This window comes from Streptomyces sp. SirexAA-E (assembly GCF_000177195.2).
In the GTDB taxonomy this organism is placed as follows: Bacteria; Actinomycetota; Actinomycetes; order Streptomycetales; family Streptomycetaceae; genus Streptomyces; species Streptomyces flavovirens.
The window spans coordinates 6859500-6873819 of record NC_015953.1 but is presented as its reverse complement, the minus strand read 5'-3'; the positions used below and the strand labels follow the sequence as shown (position 1 = coordinate 6873819).

Here is a 14320-nt window from a genome sequence, read left to right as displayed (position 1 = left end):
CCGGCGGTCGCACCGCCGCGACAGGGGCACCGACGGGGACCGGACCGGCCGCCTGCGGGAAACCGGCCTCCTGGCATCACTGACCCGCGCTCACGTGGGCAGGAGAGCGACGACGCCGTACGGCCCGTGGATACGGGCGGCGGCGGACACGGCATACCTCAAGGGAAGGAACAGGCACATGTCCGGAGAAGGACGCGGTGACGACGTCTACCAGCCGGATGGTTCGGACGCGGACAACCGGCCGACGGACGAGCTCGATCCGGAGAACGTGATCGACGAGCCCGACCTCGACGACGTGCTGGACACGGGCTACTCCCCGCCGGAGAAGCCCCTGGGGGTGTCGAAGTACGGCACGACCGGCGAGGAGCAGCGCGAAGGCGAGTCCCTCGACCGGCGGCTCGCCCAGGAGGTGCCCGAGGAGGACCCCCTCCAGGAACCCGAGGACGATGACGAGCCGCAGGACAACGGCCCGACGGAGGAGGAGGCCGGCGACGAGCGCGCCGGACGCGTCGCCGCTCCGGAGGAACCCGGCGACGAGCGCCACAACAGGGTGCTCGGCCGCGACGTGGGCATCGACGGAGGCGCGGCGTCGGCGGAGGAGGCCGCGGTGCACATCCAGGACGACGAGTCCGGGGCCTGACCGAAGGCCCGACACGCCCGAAGGCTCTTCCGTGACACCTCGCGGGCGCCGGTGACACCACCGGCGCCCGCGCCTCACGCCTGGATACCGGCCGTCCGGACCGGGCGTCCCCCGGGGATGGAGGCGGGGCCCTCACCCCACGTACCGTCGCGCGCTCCCCCGCCGCTGGGCCCGCTCCAGCGCCGCCAGTCGCGCCTCGACGTCCGGGGGCACCGGGCGCCGCTGCCGCAGGACCCACGGCAGCCCCCGCAACGCCTGTCCGAGCGCCCGCAGCGAGGCCAGGTCCCTGGGGACCGTGGCCAGCAGGTACAGGGTGCGCCGCACCGCCGGTCCGGCCGGGCGCCGCAACCAGGTGAACCACAGCGTGTTGCGCAGCCCGGTCACCCGCCGGGCCGTGCTGTCGCGGACCGCCGAGGCGGCGTGGTGGATCACGGCCTCGGGGAGGTACGCCATCCACCAGCCCGACCGCATCAGGTCCGTGGCCAGCAGCTCCTCCTCGCCGCCGAGCCAGATCCCGGGGTGGAAGCCGCCGGCCTCGCGGAAGGCCCGTGTCCGCATCACCGTCGCCGCCGCGAGGAAGGAGCCGATGGCCGGCCCGGGGAGCCAGTCGGGGCCGGTGAGCGGCGAGTCGCGGAGCTCCGCGACCACCGGGTCGTCCTCGCCCCCCGGTTCGACGACGATCCGTGCCGTCACGGCGGCCAGCCGGGGATGCGCGTCCAGCCGGTCGGCGGCCGTGCGCAGGGAGCCCGGCTCCCACCAGGTGTCGTCGTCGCAGAAGGCCACGTACGGGGTGCGGACCTGGCGGACGGCGAGGTTGCGGCCCACCGCACCGAGGTTCTCCCCGGGGGTGAGCAGCCGGACGCCGGGGAAGTCGTCGGCCACGGCCCGGGCCGTGCCGTCGTCCGAGCCGTTGTCCGTCACGATGACGTCCGGGCGTTCGGGCAGCTGCTCCAGGAGCCTCAGGGTGCGCATGAGTTCGGTGCGGCGGTTGCGGGTGATGACCACGACGGTGGTGCGCGGGTCGGGGCCCGCGGGGGCGGCGGCCGTCATCGGTCCCGCCCTCCCCGCGCGTCGCTCTCCAGCAGGGCGATCTGGCCCTCCACCCAGGCGGGCAGCGGCCGGCGCAGCCGCAGCGCCGCCGGGAATCTGACGAGCGCCTCCCGCAGGGCCCGGCCCGCGTCCGTCCCGCCGTGCGCCCACTCCCCCAGCAGGCGTCCCGTCTCTCGCAGGGCGATCCGAAGGGGCCGCCGGAGCCAGGCCGTCAGCAGGGCGTTACGCCGCAGGGCGACCGCCCGGCCGGGCCGGGGCCCGGTGTCGGGGCCGTGGTGCGAAAGCAGGGACGGCTCGTGGACGACTCCCCACCCGGCCGCCGTCAGGTCGTAGGCGAGCAGGGCCTCCTCGGCCCCGAAGAACAGGAGCGGGTGGTAGCCGCCGGCCGCCAGGAACGCGGACCGGCGCACCACGGCCGCGCAGCCCAGGAATCCGAGCACCGGGGTGCCGGGCAGGTCCGCGCGGGTCGGCAGCGGCGAGTTCGCGAGCAGCGCGTCGATCGGGTCGTCCGTCCCGTCGGGCTCCACCACCGTACGGGCGGCGAGCAGGCCGAGCCGAGGGTAGGTGTCGAAGAGCGCCGCCGCCGCTTTCAGGGATCCGGGCTCCCACCAGGAGTCGTCGTCGCTGAAGGCGACGTACGGCGTCGAGGCCTGACGTACCGCCAGGTTCCGTCCGACGGCCCCGGTGTTGCGGCCGGGCAGCAGCAGCCGGGCCCCGCACGGGTGGGCGCGTACGGCGTCCGGGGTGCCGTCCGCCGATCCGTTGTCGACCACGATGACGGGGGGCCGCTCGGGCAGCGCCGCCAGGTGGTCCAGGGTGCGCAGCAGGCTCTCCCGGCGGTCGCGGGTGATGATGACGACCGTGGTGCGGGCGTCCGCACCGTCCTCACGCCGGCGGTCAGGCATGCGCGGTCACTTCCTCCGTGGTGCCTCCGTGGTCCAGTGCGCCGAGTGCCCGCTCCAGCACCCGGCGGGCGTCGAGCCTCAGCAGCAGCGGGTCCGGCTCCGCCGCGTGCGGGTCTCCCGGGGGGCCCGGGTGCCACAGGGCGGTGTGGCACCGGCCCGGAGGCGGGCCCCAGAGCTCGGGGGAGACGGGCCCGAAGAGGGTGACCGAGGGGGTGCCGTGGGCGAAGGCCAGATGGGCGGGCCCGGTGTCACCGCTGACGAAGAGCCTGGCCCCGGCGATGAGCGCGGACAGCTGGTCGAAGGTCAGCGTGCCGGCGAAGACGTCCCGGCCTCCCATCCCCGCGCCCTCGGCCACCTCGGCGCAGAGCTGCTTCTCCCCCGGGCCTCCGGTGACGACGACCCTCCGCCCGGCAGCCCGCAGTCCCGCGGCGACGGCGGCGTAGCGGCCGGTAGGCCAGCGGCGGGCCCCGGAGTCGGCCCCCGGGTGCAGCACGACGGCTCCCGGGGCCGGCGACGGTACGGCCGGCGGTGCGATCCGCAGCTCCCCGGGGTCCGCCGGGATGCCGTGGGACCGGAGGAAACGGCACCAGCGGTGCCGTTCGTGTTCGTCGGCCCGCCAGCGCGGTGGCGCGGGGTGCCCCGGCTCCGGCCGCGCGTAGGACAGGAGCCGGCCGGGTGCCAGCTCGGCCAGGGCGTCGTGGCTTTCCGGGCCGTTTCCGTGCAGGTCGACGGCGACGTCCGGCGCGGCGTGCCGCCAGTGGACGAGCGAGGGGACGCGGCGTCCGTTCTCCTCGGTCGGGAAGTGGGCGTCGACCGCCCCGGTCGCCCGTACGGCGGGGCCCAGCGAGGCCGGTGCCGCGAGGACGGTCTCGTGGCCGGGGAACGCCCGTCGCACAGCGCGCAGGGCCGGTACCCCCGCGAGCAGGTCACCGAGGCCCAGGGCGCGCAGGATCAGTACGGTGGGCCGACTCCCCGTGGGCCGTGGGAGGGGGGCGGGTCCGAGGTGGGCCACCGCCCTCACCGCCGCGACGAGGGGGCGGAGCGGGGCGCCGCGCCGGGCCCGCGGGAGGCCCGTTCCACCAGCCGGGTGCTGGAGCGGCCGTCCAGGTAGGGCAGGAGGACCACCTGCCCTCCCCAGCTCTCCAGGAGACCGGCCTCGGGGAGGTCGGAGAGCGCGTAGTCGCCGCCCTTCGCCCAGACGTCGGGGCGCAGTTCGCCCAGGAGGCGTTCGGGGGTGTCCTCGTCGAAGACGACGACCGCGTCGACACAGTCCAGGGCCTCCAGCACCCGGACCCGGTCGGCGGCGGTCACCACGGGGCGGCCGCCACCCTTGCGGCGCCGTACGGAGGCGTCGGAGTTGACGCACACGACCAGGCAGTCACCCACCCGGCGGGCGGCCTGGAGGAGTTCGACGTGTCCGGCGTGCAGCAGGTCGAAGCAGCCGCCCGCCGCGACCACGGTGCCGCCGCGTGCGCGGACCCGGCGGACGAGCTCCTGCGCCCCGTGGGCCGGTGCCGCGTCCTGGCCGCCGGGGGCCGACTCGCGCAGGACGCCGTGGGCTCCGCCGTCGGCCACGAACCGGGTCGCGGTCTCGACCGCCTCCCGCAGGGCGGTCTCGGTCAGTTCGCCGTCGGCGAGCCGGCCCGCGGCCGTGGCGGCGAATCTGTCGCCGGCACCGCAGCAGTCGCCGCCCGCCCGGTAGGGCGCGGGCATCAGCAGCGGGGTGCCCCCCTGGTACAGCAGGGCGCCGTCCTCGCCCAGGGTGACGGCGACCGAGGCGACGTCCCACAGTTCCAGCAGCCGCCGGGCGTCGGCGGCCGCCGCCCGCAGTCCGGTGCGCGGGCCCTTGGCGCCGTCCTCGTCCGGCCCGGCCGTCTCGCGCCCCGCGAAGCGCCGGGCCTCCGCGGCGGCGGGGGTGACCAGACGCGTGCCCGGTACCGGCGGCCCTCCCGCGGGGTGCGGGTCCCAGACCACCGGCGCGTGGGCGGCCCGCGCGGTCAGGGCGGCCCGCAGGGCGTCCGCCGTGCCCCGCCCGTAGTCCGCGACCAGAACGGCCGGGGCCCCGGCCACCGCCTCCTCGGCCTCGGGGGTGGCGGCCGCCGCGCGCCCGTCCCCGTCGTCGAGGCGGAGCAGGGGGCGCGCGTCGGCCATCAGCCTCGTCTTGCAGGCGAGTGCCCCCGTGAGCGGGATCTCGACGAGTCGCACCCGGTCCTGGAGCATCCCGCGGACCGTGCGGGAGGACTCGTCGTCGCCGAGTGCGGTGACGAAGGTGACCTCCCGGCCGTCGCCCGCCGCGAGGCAGGCGGCCAGAGCGGCTCCGCCCGGCCGCGCGGAACGCTCGGGCCGGCTGAGAACGGGGACGGGGGCGTCGGGGGCGAGCCGTTCCGCGTGGCCCGTCACGTCACGGTCGAGCAGGGCGTCGCCCACGACCACCAGGGGTGTGCGGGACTTCATGCGCGCTCCTCCCCGGCCGGTGTGCCGTCGGCCGCCTGCGGCCGCTCCGCCCGCACCCGGCGGGTCTCTCGGGCCGTCCGGGCGGCGATCTCGCGGTCGAAGGCCTCGCAGACCATGTGGACGGCGACCAGGTGCAGTTCCTGGACCGTGGCGGACACCTCGGCCTCGACGCACAGCGCCTCGTCGCTCGCCGCGGCCAGCGGGTTGGGCTCGGGGCCGGTCAGGGCCCAGACGGGCATCCCGATCCGCCGGGCCTCCCTCGCCGCGGCCAGCAGGTTGGCACTGGCCCCGCTGGTCGACAGGAGCATCAGCACGTCCCCGCGGCGGCCGTGCGCGCAGGTCTGCCGGGCGAACACCTCCTGGACGCCGTAGTCGTTGGCGATGGCGGTGGTGGAGGAGGTGTCGGCGTGCAGGGCGAGCGCCGAGTACGCGGGCCGGTCGTCCTTGTAGCGGCCGACGAGTTCGGCGGTCAGGTGCTGGGCCTGGGCGGCGCTGCCGCCGTTGCCCGCCACGAGCAGCCGTCCGCCGCCGGGCAGGACGCGGGCCAGTGCGGCGCCCCACCGTTCGGTGACCGACGCGGCGGTGCGGAAGGCCGGAAGTGCGCGGGCCAGGTCGTCACAGTGCCGGCCGGGAGCGATGAGCTTCATCGTGCCACCTCTGAGAGCAGGGGAACGGGACTGAGCCGGGAGTAGACGCGCGCGACACCGTCGGCCACCTCGTCCCAGGTGAAACGGGCGAGCGCGTGCGTGCGGCCGGCCGCCCCGTAGCGGGCGCGCCGGGCCGGGTCGTCGAGCAGGGCGCGGATGACGCCGGCGAGTTCGTGATCGTCGCCCTCGGGAGGCACGTGGATGCCGGTCACCCCGTCGACGACGGTGTCGAGCTGGCCTCCCACGGCCGTGGCGACGACCGGTGTGCCGCAGGCCATGGCCTCGATGGGCACGATGCCGAACGGCTCGTACCTCGGCAGGGAGAGCAGCAGGTCGGCGCTGGAGAGGAGGCCCGGCATGAGGTGCTGCGGGACGCAGCCGAGCATCCGGACGCGTTCGGTCACCCCGTGCTCGGAGGCGACCTTGCGGAGCCGTTCGGCTTCCGGGTCGGCGAACAGCAGCGGTGCCTCGGGTCCTCCGGCGATGACCAGTTCGGCGTCCGGGACCCCGGCCAGGGCCCTGATCGCGCGGTCGAACCCCTTGCGGGGGACGAGCCGCCCCACGGCCAGGAGCCGTCGGGGAGCGTCCGGCCTGCGGGCGGCGGGCCTCGGCGAGAACTGGCCGGTGTCCACCCCGCACGGCACGACCCCGATCCGTGAGCGGTCGACCCCCATGGCGACGAGTTCGTCCACCTCGTCGGCGCAGGTCGCGATGATCGCGTCCGCCTCGGCCCCGATGCGGGCCTCGATCTCGACGCGTTCACGCGGACTGGTGTCCTCGGTGCCCTGGTAGCGCCGCTTCACGGTACCCAGCGCGTGGTACGTCTGGACGACCGGGACACCGGTGTCCCGGGCCCCGGCGAGGGCCGCCAGCCCGGACATCCAGAAGTGCGCGTGGACGACGTCGGGCCGGGTGCGCCGCCACATTCCGGCCAGGTGCGCGCCGAACTCGGGCATCCAGGCGAACAGTTCGTCCTTCGGTACGACGGTGGGCGGCCCGGCCGGCACATGGACGACCTTCACCCCGTGCGGGGTCCGCACGGTGGCCGGGACGTCGGGGCTGTCGCGGCGGGTGTAGACGGTGACGTCGTGTCCGCGCCGGACCAGGTGCCGGGCCAGCTGCGCGACGTAGACGTTCTGACCGCCCGCGTCCGGACCGCCCAGCTCCGCAAGGGGACTCGCGTGCTCGGACACCAGGGCGATCCGGCCGGGGCGCGGCTTGGGCTGCGTCATCGCGTGACCTCTTTCATCAGTCGTTCCCAGTCGTCCAGGAACCGTTGGACGCCGTACCTGGCGCGGGCGGCGGCCCGCGCGCGGTTCCCGGTCCGCTCGGCGTACGCGGCGTCCGCGAGGAAGTGCCGCAGGGCGTCGTCGAGTACGTCGGGCCGGTTGGAGACGACCCCGGCGTCCGGTGGCACCGCTTCGCGGACCTCCGTCGTCCCCAGGGCGACGACGGGCATGCCGAGGAACATCGCCTCCAGGAGGGAGAGCCCGAGCGAGGTCCACCGCACGGGGTGCAGGTAGACCCGGCAGCGGGCCATGGCCGGGTGGAGCCCGCTCTGCGGGAGTTCGGAGGTCCGGCACAGCTCCGGCGGGAGGTCCAGGTGCCGGGCGAGCCCCTCGGTGCCCATGCCGAACACGTGCAGGGGTGCGGCCCTGGCCAGGTGGGGAAGCAGGTCGGTGCCGGTCGTCCGTCCGCGCCGTACGGGTTCGTTGACGACCACGGCGGCTCTCGGCTCGGTCCCCGTCCACAGCTGCCCGGGGTCGATGATCCCGTGTTCGACGACGCTGGTGGGCGCCCGCCCGTTGTCCCACATGAGCCGGTTGAAGTGGGTGACGTGGACGAGCGGGATGTCCGTGCGGCCCGCGACCGGGTGCACGGTGTCCACGGGCGTGTCGTGGGGGCTGTTGTGCTCCACGTACACGGCGGGGACGTCGCGCCCGGGCCGTCGGCCGGTCCACGCGTGGGTGAGTTCGATCTCGTGGGGTCGTTGCAGGACGACGAGGTCGATCTCGCTGTCGCGCAGTTCCTCGGGGGTGCGTTCGACCGCCGACGCGGGCCAGGTCCAGGTCCGGGCGCGGCCCAGGCCGTCGGGTCCGCGGTCGGGAGTCACCGGTACCAGGTAGGTGTGCGGCCCCTGGACGAAGGAGGTCAGCCACGAGCCGTGCACGTGCCAGATGAGGATGTTCATGCGCTCTCCTTCAGGAGCTTGTGCACCGCGCCCACGACGTCGTGGGCGGTGACGCCGTTCAGGCAGGGGTGCCCGGGCACCGGACAGTGCCGGGCCCGGGTCCCGGCGCAGTCGGCGCGCTGGTCGCCCAGGAGCACGGTGGGCACGCCGTAGGGCGCCCAGCGCGAGGCGGGCACGACGGGCGCGAACAGCGAGACGACGGGCGTGCCGACGGCGGCGGCCAGATGGGCGGGCCCGGTGTTGGCGCTGACCAGCGCGTCGGCGCCGCGCAGCACCCCGGCCAGCTCCCGGGGCCCGGTGCGGCCACCGAGGTCGACGGCGTCGTCGCCGCTCACCATGCGGGTCAGGGCCTTCTCGGCGGGGCCGCCGGTGACGACGACGCGGTGTCCGGCGTCGGCGAGCATCCGTACGGCCTCGGCGTGCCGTTCGGCGTCCCAGGAGCGGGCCGGCGCGCTGGCCCCCGGGTGGACGACCACGTAGGGGCCGTTGCCGGTGAGCGCGGCGGTGTCGGGCGCGGGCAGCACGCGCAGCCGGCCGTCGTCTCCGGCGCGCAGCCGGAACCCCATGGCCAGCGCGGTGTCCAGGGCCGCCTCGGCCTCGTGCCGGTCCGGTAGGCGCCGGTGGCGTACGTCGAGCAGCCGGCCGGGGTGGTCGACGCTGTCGGCGCCGATCCTGCCGACGCCCGCGAGGCGGAGCAGCAGGGCGGCCGGCAGCGGGCTCTGGTGGAAGGAGGTGAGGACGAGGGCGGTGTCGAACGACCGTTCGCGCAGTCCGGCGACGAGACCGGGTACGTCGGCCTCCTCCACGTCCGGTGGGTGGACGCCCTCCCACGGCGCACGCCAGACGATGACGTCGTCCACACCGGGGAGCATCCGGGCGGCGGGTTCGCCCAGGGGACCGCAGAGCACGGTGAGGTGTGCGGCCTGTGCGGCGGCCGCCCGTACGGCGGGCCCGGCGAGCAGCACGTCGCCGAAGCTGTCGAGTCGCACGACGAGGACGTTCACGCCGGCCCTCCGCCCGCCGGGACGGCCCGTGCGGCGGGACGGGCCATCAGCCGCCGTACCGCGGTCAGGATGTCGGGGGCCCGCCCCGGCTCGGCCTCGGTCTCCTCCGGCAGGGTCGCCGCGTTGGGGACCAGGATCCCTTCGGCTCCCGCGGCCCGGGCGGCGAGCACGTCCGCCCGGATGTCGCCGATCACCGCGCAGTCCTCGGGGCGCAGCCCGAGCCGTACGGCCGCGTCGACGACCAGGCCGGGGAGCGGCTTGCGGCAGGGGCAGCCCGCCTCGGGCAGGTGCGGGCAGTAGACCCAGACGTCCAGCGGCCCGATCAGTTCGTCGATCCGGGTGTTGACGCGCCGTACGTCCTCGTGGGAGAGCAGACCGCGGCCGATGCCGGACTGGTTGGTGACGACCCCGGTCGGTAGCCCGGCCTCCCGCACCAGCCGTACGGCCTCGGCGGCCCCGGGGACCGGTCGGACGAGGGCGGGGTCGCCGTTGTACGGGACGTCGTGGACCAGCGTCCCGTCGCGGTCGAACAGGACGGCGGTGGGCCGGAAGGCCCGGGGGGCCGTGGGTGTGTCGGGGGTACGTCGTCGTCGGCGTGCTGTCATGACCGGCCTCCCCACGGGGCCGCGCCCCGGTGCCTGAGGTGTCCCGCGAGCCAGTGGCCGACCGCGAGGGGCGGGATGGCGGCACTGGTGGCGAGCATCGTGGTGATCTCGGTGGCGGTGCGGGGGCCCGGAGCGATACGGGCCCACGCGAACTCCGCGGTGCCGGCGGCCCACAGTCCGGCCGCGACCGCCGCGGTACGCCGTCGCCCGGCGAGGGCCAGGACGAGGGCGGCGAGTCCGGCCGCGGTGGTCGCGGCGTGTCCGGGCAGGCGGCCCCGGGGGGCCTCGGCCCTGAACCACCAGTCGGAGCCGTGCAGCCGGCTCATCAGGACGTCGTCGGCGTTGCCGCGCTGGGTGCGCAGGGAGATCCAGCGGTCCGCCGGGCGTACGGGGTGCACGGTGGCGCGGCTTCCGCGCACGAGGCCCCATCCTTCGCCCATCATCCGCAGGGCGAGGTCGGCGTCCTCGCGGAAGGCGCGGGGGAACCGCTCGTCGAAACCGCCGGCCGCGCGCACCGTCCGGGTGCGGTAGGCCATGTCCGCGGTGGCCCAGGCCGCCTCCGCCAGGCCCGCCGTACAGCGTTCCCAGTCGGTGGGCCTGCGGTCGTCGGGCAGCGGCACGGTCAGCCGCCCCTGCACGCCCACCGTCCCGGGGCCGGCTTCGGCCAGGTCCCGGGCGAGGCGGGCGCCCCAGTCGGGCCGCACCGTCACGTCGTCGTCGAGGAAGACCACCCAGGGCGCGGCGACCTCGCGCAGACCCGCGTTGCGGGCGGCGGCCGGGCCGCGGCCGTGCGTGGCGAGGACCCGGACGCGGTCGGCCAGCGGGCCCGCGCCGCTCACGTCCAGCGGGCCGTCGGGGTCCGGACGGTCGTCCACGACGAGTACCTCGTGCGGCGGCGGGTCCGCCGCGGCGGCGAGGGCGCTCAGGCAGTCGTCGAGGCAGCGGCGGCCGATGGTGGGGACGACCACGGAGTAGACCTCCGCGGGGTACGGCCGCTCGCCCTCGGAGCGGGCGTCTCCGGTCATCGGTCCCGGGGCCCCGGCCGTCATGTGAACGCCTTGGAACGGCGGACCAGGAACGGCCCGATGGCCAGCAGGTCGACGGGCGCCGACCCGAAGCACTCAAGTGCTTCGCGGGGATGGTCGACCATGGGCCGGCCCGCGGTGTTCAGGCTGGTGTTGACGACGACGGGCAGCCCGGTGCGCCGTTCGAACGCGGTGAGCATCCTGGCCACGAGGGGTTCGGCGGCGCTGTCGACGGTCTGGATCCTGGCGGTGCCGTCCACGTGGACCACCGCGGGGACGCGGGACCGCCAGGCCTCGGCCACGTCGTGGACGAAGAGCATGTACGGGCTGGGCAGGGGCCCGTCGAAGAGTTCGGCGGCCCGTTCCGCGAGGACCATGGGGGCGACGGGCCTGAACTCCTCCCGCCCCTTAACCGCGTTCAGCCGTTCCAGGTTCTCGGCCCGGCCGGGGTGGGCGAGGAGCGAGCGGTGGCCGAGGGCCCGGGGGCCGAACTCGCTGCGGCCCTGGAACCACGCGACGACGCCGTCCTGGGCCAGCTCCTCCGCCACGGCGACGGCGACGTCCTCCGGTTCCTCGTAGGGCAGTGCCGCCGCCTCCAGCATGCGGCGCAACTCCTCGTCGCTCCACCCCCTGCCGAGCGCCGCCGTGTCCATCGGGCGCACCGGCCCCTGCTCGGCCGCGAGGTGCAGGGCCGCGCCCAGCGCGGTTCCGGCGTCCCCGGCGGCGGGCTGGACCCAGACCTCGTCGAACAGGCCCTCCCGGTGCAGCCGGGTGTTGGCCACGCAGTTGAGTGCCACTCCCCCGGCGAGTGCCAGGCGGGGCGCACCGGTCCGTCCATGGAGCCATCGGGCGATGTCCAGGACCGTCTCCTCCAGGCACCGTTGGGCACTGGCGGCGAGGTCCGCGTGCGCCTCGGTGTAGGGGCCTCCGGGTTCCCTGCGGGGGGCGAAGCGCTCCCACTCGACTCCGGAGGACCGGAACCCTCCGTCGCCCAGCCCGTGCACCTGCTCGGCGATGCGGTCGGCGAAGCGTGGCGTGCCGTAGGAGGCGAGGGCCATCACCTTGAACTCGTCGCTGCTGCGCAGGAATCCGAGGTGGTCGGTGAGGTCCTCGTAGAACAGGCCGAGGGACTGCGGCAGTCGCTGGGTGCCGAGGACGTCCAGCCTGCCGCCGGTGTAGTTGCCGGCGAGCTGGGAGGCGCACTCCCCGCGCCCGTCGAGCACCAGCACCGCGCAGTCGCCCAGCGGGGAGGCTAGCCCGGCGGAGGCGGCGTGCGCCACGTGGTGGGCGACGAAGCGGACCTTGGCCGGGTCGAGGCCGGGCAGCGCCCCGGCCAGGAACTCCGGCGCCCGTCGGGCGTACTCCTGGCGCAGGTGGTCGAAGGGGTCGTCGAGCCCCAGCTGCTGCGCGGGTTCGGCCAGGGCCGGGTCGTAGGAGTACGCGACGGCGTCCAGGTCGGCCGGGGTGAGCCCGGCGCTGCGAAGGCACCAGCGGGCGGCGAGCTCCGGAAGTTCCCACGCCGAGAACGGCACGGGGCGTTTGCCGTGCTTGCGCCTGCTGAAACGTTCCTCCTCAGCGGCGGCGACGGTTCGGCCGTCGATCACGAGGGCGGCCGAGGGGTCGTGGAACAGGGCGTTGATACCGAGCACACGCATGCACAGGCTCCTTCAGAGACTCTCGGCCGGGCGTTCGCCCTGGGTGGCGAGCAGCTCGGAGAAGTACGCGATGGTGCGCTCCAGCCCCTCTTCCCAGGACACGCTCGGCTCCCAGCCGAACATCTCGCGTACGAGTGTGGTGTCGGGCCGTCGCCGCTCGGGGTCGTCGACGGGCCGGTCGATGGAGACGATCCGGGAGGCGGAGTTGGTCAGCTTGACGACCCGGCGGGCGATCTCCCGGACCGTGGTCTCGTCGCTCCCGCCGATGTTGACGGGGCGTACGGACCGGCTGGCGGCCACCCGCATGACGCCGTCGAGGGTGTCGTCGACGTAACACAGCGACCTGGTCTGGCTGCCGTCGCCCGCGATGGTCAGAGGCTCGCCCGCGAGTGCCTGGCAGATGAAGGTGGGGACCGCCCGGCCGTCGTGTGCGCGCATGCGCGGGCCGTAGGTGTTGAAGAGCCGGACGATCCCGGCGTTCGTCCCCCGGGCACCGGCGTGGGCGGTGACGAGGGCTTCGGAGAACCGCTTCGACTCGTCGTAGACGCTGCGCGGGCCGACCGGGTTGACGTTGCCCCAGTAGTCCTCCCGCTGCGGGTGGACCAACGGGTCGCCGTACACCTCGGAGGTGGACGCCAGCAGCAGACGCGCGTCGTCCCTCTCGGCGACGGCCAGCAGGTTGCGGGTACCGAGGCTCCCGACGTCCAGCGTCTCCAGAGGCATCCGCAGGTAGTCGGCCGGGGACGCCGGACAGGCGAAGTGCAGCACGAGGTCGTAGGGCCCGGTGAGCTCCTGGGCACAGGCGGGGTCCGACACGTCGCAGTTCAGGAATCGGAATCCGGCTCTGCCGACGAGGTGCGCCACGTTGCGGGCCGAGCCCGACGAAAGGTTGTCGGCGCAGTCCACCCCGACCCCGCCCTCCAGCAGGCGTTCGCAGAGGTGGGAGCCGAGGAATCCGGCTCCGCCGGTCACCAGTGCGCGTCGCCAGGGCAGGCGTTCGGCTGCTACCGAAGGCGTCATGTGCTGGCTCTCCCTTCCTGTCGGGGCGCGGGGTGGGAACTGCCCTGTCGGCGGCGCCCGGCCGGGCGTGTTCCCGCGCTCGGTTCTCACCTATGGATCCTGCCGAAGGACGGCTCCACTGCATCTCGGGGCATACCGTGGGACCGAACCGAGGAAGGGCAATCGACGATGCGCCACGGTCTTCCCTCCGCACTCGACTCGCTGCTGCGCCCCCGCAGTGCGTCGGGGCGAGCGCTGGTCACCGGTTGGTTCAGCTTCCGCGACGGGGAGGTGACCGCCGGTGACGCGCTCGCGGAACGCGCCGTATCGGACGCGCTCGGCCGTTTGGGTGTCGCCCATGATTCGGCGTGGAGCCCGGTCTTCGCGCCGGGTGAGCTGACGCTGGAGGAGGCGCGGCCGGAATCCTACGAACAGCTGCTGTTCGTCTGCGGGCCGCTGCACGGCGACCAGATCCTCCGGTTGCACGAGCGGTACGCCGCGTGCCGGCGCACGGCGGTCGGGGTGAGCGTCGTGGACGAGCGGGCCCCCGAGGTCACCGGCTTCCACCGCGTCCTGGCCCGTGACCGGGCGGGGGCGGGGCTGATGGCGGACCTGGCGGGTGCCGCCCGGTCCGGACCCGCCCGGCCCCTCGTGGGTGTCGCCCTGACCCATGGCCAGGGCGAGTACGGCGCCCGGCGCGACCACGACCGGGCCGCGGAGGTGCTGGGTTCCTGGCTGGCCGGCCAGGACTGCGCGCGGGTGGAGGCCGACACCCGGCTGGCCCGGGACACCTGGCGGCAGTGCCGGACCGCTGACCAGTACCTCTCCCTGGTCGGCCGGCTGGACCTGATGGTGACCGACCGCCTGCACGGCATGGTGCTGGCCCTGCGGACGGGCGTACCGGCGCTGGTGGTGGATCCGGTCCGGGGCGGCGCCAAGGTGTCGGCCCAGGCCTCCGTGGTGCGCTGGCCCGCGGTGGTCCCCTGCGAGGACCTGTCCCCGGAGGTGCTGGACGACTGGTGGGCCTGGTGCCTTTCGCCCGCCGGGAAGGCGGCGGCCGAGCGGCGTCGGGCGCTGCTGCTGCGGGGCGCGGGCGGTGCCCTCGGCCTCCGGGACCTGGACAGCGGGCACTGACTCGCGCGGCA

Annotated in this window: 14 protein-coding genes; 2 read left to right on the top strand and 12 right to left on the bottom strand. The window is 75.4% G+C overall.

Features of this window, described 5'->3' with window-relative positions; all coding sequences use genetic code 11:
* The first annotated feature begins 178 nt into the window (after positions 1 to 178).
* A complete protein-coding gene (locus SACTE_RS29995) occupies positions 179 to 640 on the top strand; it encodes a DUF5709 domain-containing protein (protein WP_014049772.1) in 462 nt (153 codons plus the stop codon).
* Between the two features lie 132 nt (positions 641 to 772).
* Here the strand turns inward: SACTE_RS29995 and SACTE_RS29990 are convergent, their stop codons facing one another.
* Genes SACTE_RS29990 through SACTE_RS29935 form a run of 12 tightly spaced genes read right to left on the bottom strand, consistent with a single transcriptional unit; the run spans position 773 to position 13196 of the window.
* A complete protein-coding gene (locus SACTE_RS29990; RefSeq protein WP_014049771.1) occupies positions 773 to 1690 on the bottom strand; it encodes a glycosyltransferase in 918 nt (305 codons plus the stop codon).
* On the bottom strand, positions 1687 to 2595 hold the full coding sequence (locus tag SACTE_RS29985; RefSeq protein ID WP_014049770.1) for a glycosyltransferase: 909 nt from the start codon (positions 2593 to 2595) through the stop codon (positions 1687 to 1689). Before SACTE_RS29985 ends, SACTE_RS29990 begins: the two co-directional genes overlap by 4 nt.
* Positions 2588 to 3607, bottom strand: coding sequence for a glycosyltransferase family 9 protein (locus tag SACTE_RS29980; RefSeq protein WP_019993198.1), 1020 nt, complete (start codon positions 3605 to 3607; stop codon positions 2588 to 2590). Before SACTE_RS29980 ends, SACTE_RS29985 begins: the two co-directional genes overlap by 8 nt.
* A gap of 5 nt (positions 3608 to 3612) precedes the next feature.
* Entirely contained in the window at positions 3613 to 5049 is a 1437-nt protein-coding gene (rfaE2, locus tag SACTE_RS29975) for a D-glycero-beta-D-manno-heptose 1-phosphate adenylyltransferase (RefSeq protein ID WP_014049768.1), read from the bottom strand.
* A complete protein-coding gene (locus SACTE_RS29970; RefSeq protein ID WP_014049767.1) occupies positions 5046 to 5696 on the bottom strand; it encodes an SIS domain-containing protein in 651 nt (216 codons plus the stop codon). The genes rfaE2 and SACTE_RS29970 overlap by 4 nt, the downstream gene beginning before the upstream one ends.
* Positions 5693 to 6928: a glycosyltransferase gene (locus SACTE_RS29965; RefSeq protein ID WP_014049766.1), complete on the bottom strand. Its 1236-nt coding sequence runs from the start codon at positions 6926 to 6928 to the stop codon at positions 5693 to 5695. Before SACTE_RS29965 ends, SACTE_RS29970 begins: the two co-directional genes overlap by 4 nt.
* A complete protein-coding gene (locus SACTE_RS29960) occupies positions 6925 to 7887 on the bottom strand; it encodes a glycosyltransferase (RefSeq protein ID WP_014049765.1) in 963 nt (320 codons plus the stop codon). Before SACTE_RS29960 ends, SACTE_RS29965 begins: the two co-directional genes overlap by 4 nt.
* Complete coding sequence (locus SACTE_RS29955) at positions 7884 to 8891, bottom strand: glycosyltransferase family 9 protein (RefSeq protein WP_014049764.1); 1008 nt, start codon at positions 8889 to 8891, stop codon at positions 7884 to 7886. The genes SACTE_RS29960 and SACTE_RS29955 overlap by 4 nt, the downstream gene beginning before the upstream one ends.
* On the bottom strand, positions 8888 to 9496 hold the full coding sequence (locus SACTE_RS29950) for an HAD family hydrolase (RefSeq protein WP_014049763.1): 609 nt from the start codon (positions 9494 to 9496) through the stop codon (positions 8888 to 8890). The genes SACTE_RS29955 and SACTE_RS29950 overlap by 4 nt, the downstream gene beginning before the upstream one ends.
* A complete protein-coding gene (locus tag SACTE_RS29945) occupies positions 9493 to 10521 on the bottom strand; it encodes a glycosyltransferase (protein WP_019993197.1) in 1029 nt (342 codons plus the stop codon). The genes SACTE_RS29950 and SACTE_RS29945 overlap by 4 nt, the downstream gene beginning before the upstream one ends.
* A 20-nt stretch (positions 10522 to 10541) precedes the next feature.
* Entirely contained in the window at positions 10542 to 12176 is a 1635-nt protein-coding gene (locus SACTE_RS29940) for a carbamoyltransferase C-terminal domain-containing protein (RefSeq protein ID WP_014049761.1), read from the bottom strand.
* A gap of 12 nt (positions 12177 to 12188) precedes the next feature.
* Positions 12189 to 13196: an NAD-dependent epimerase/dehydratase family protein gene (locus SACTE_RS29935; RefSeq protein ID WP_014049760.1), complete on the bottom strand. Its 1008-nt coding sequence runs from the start codon at positions 13194 to 13196 to the stop codon at positions 12189 to 12191.
* 168 nt (positions 13197 to 13364) lie between these two features.
* Between SACTE_RS29935 and SACTE_RS29930 the strand changes: the two genes are divergently transcribed.
* Entirely contained in the window at positions 13365 to 14309 is a 945-nt protein-coding gene (locus tag SACTE_RS29930; protein WP_014049759.1) for a polysaccharide pyruvyl transferase family protein, read from the top strand.
* Positions 14310 to 14320 lie beyond the last annotated feature (11 nt).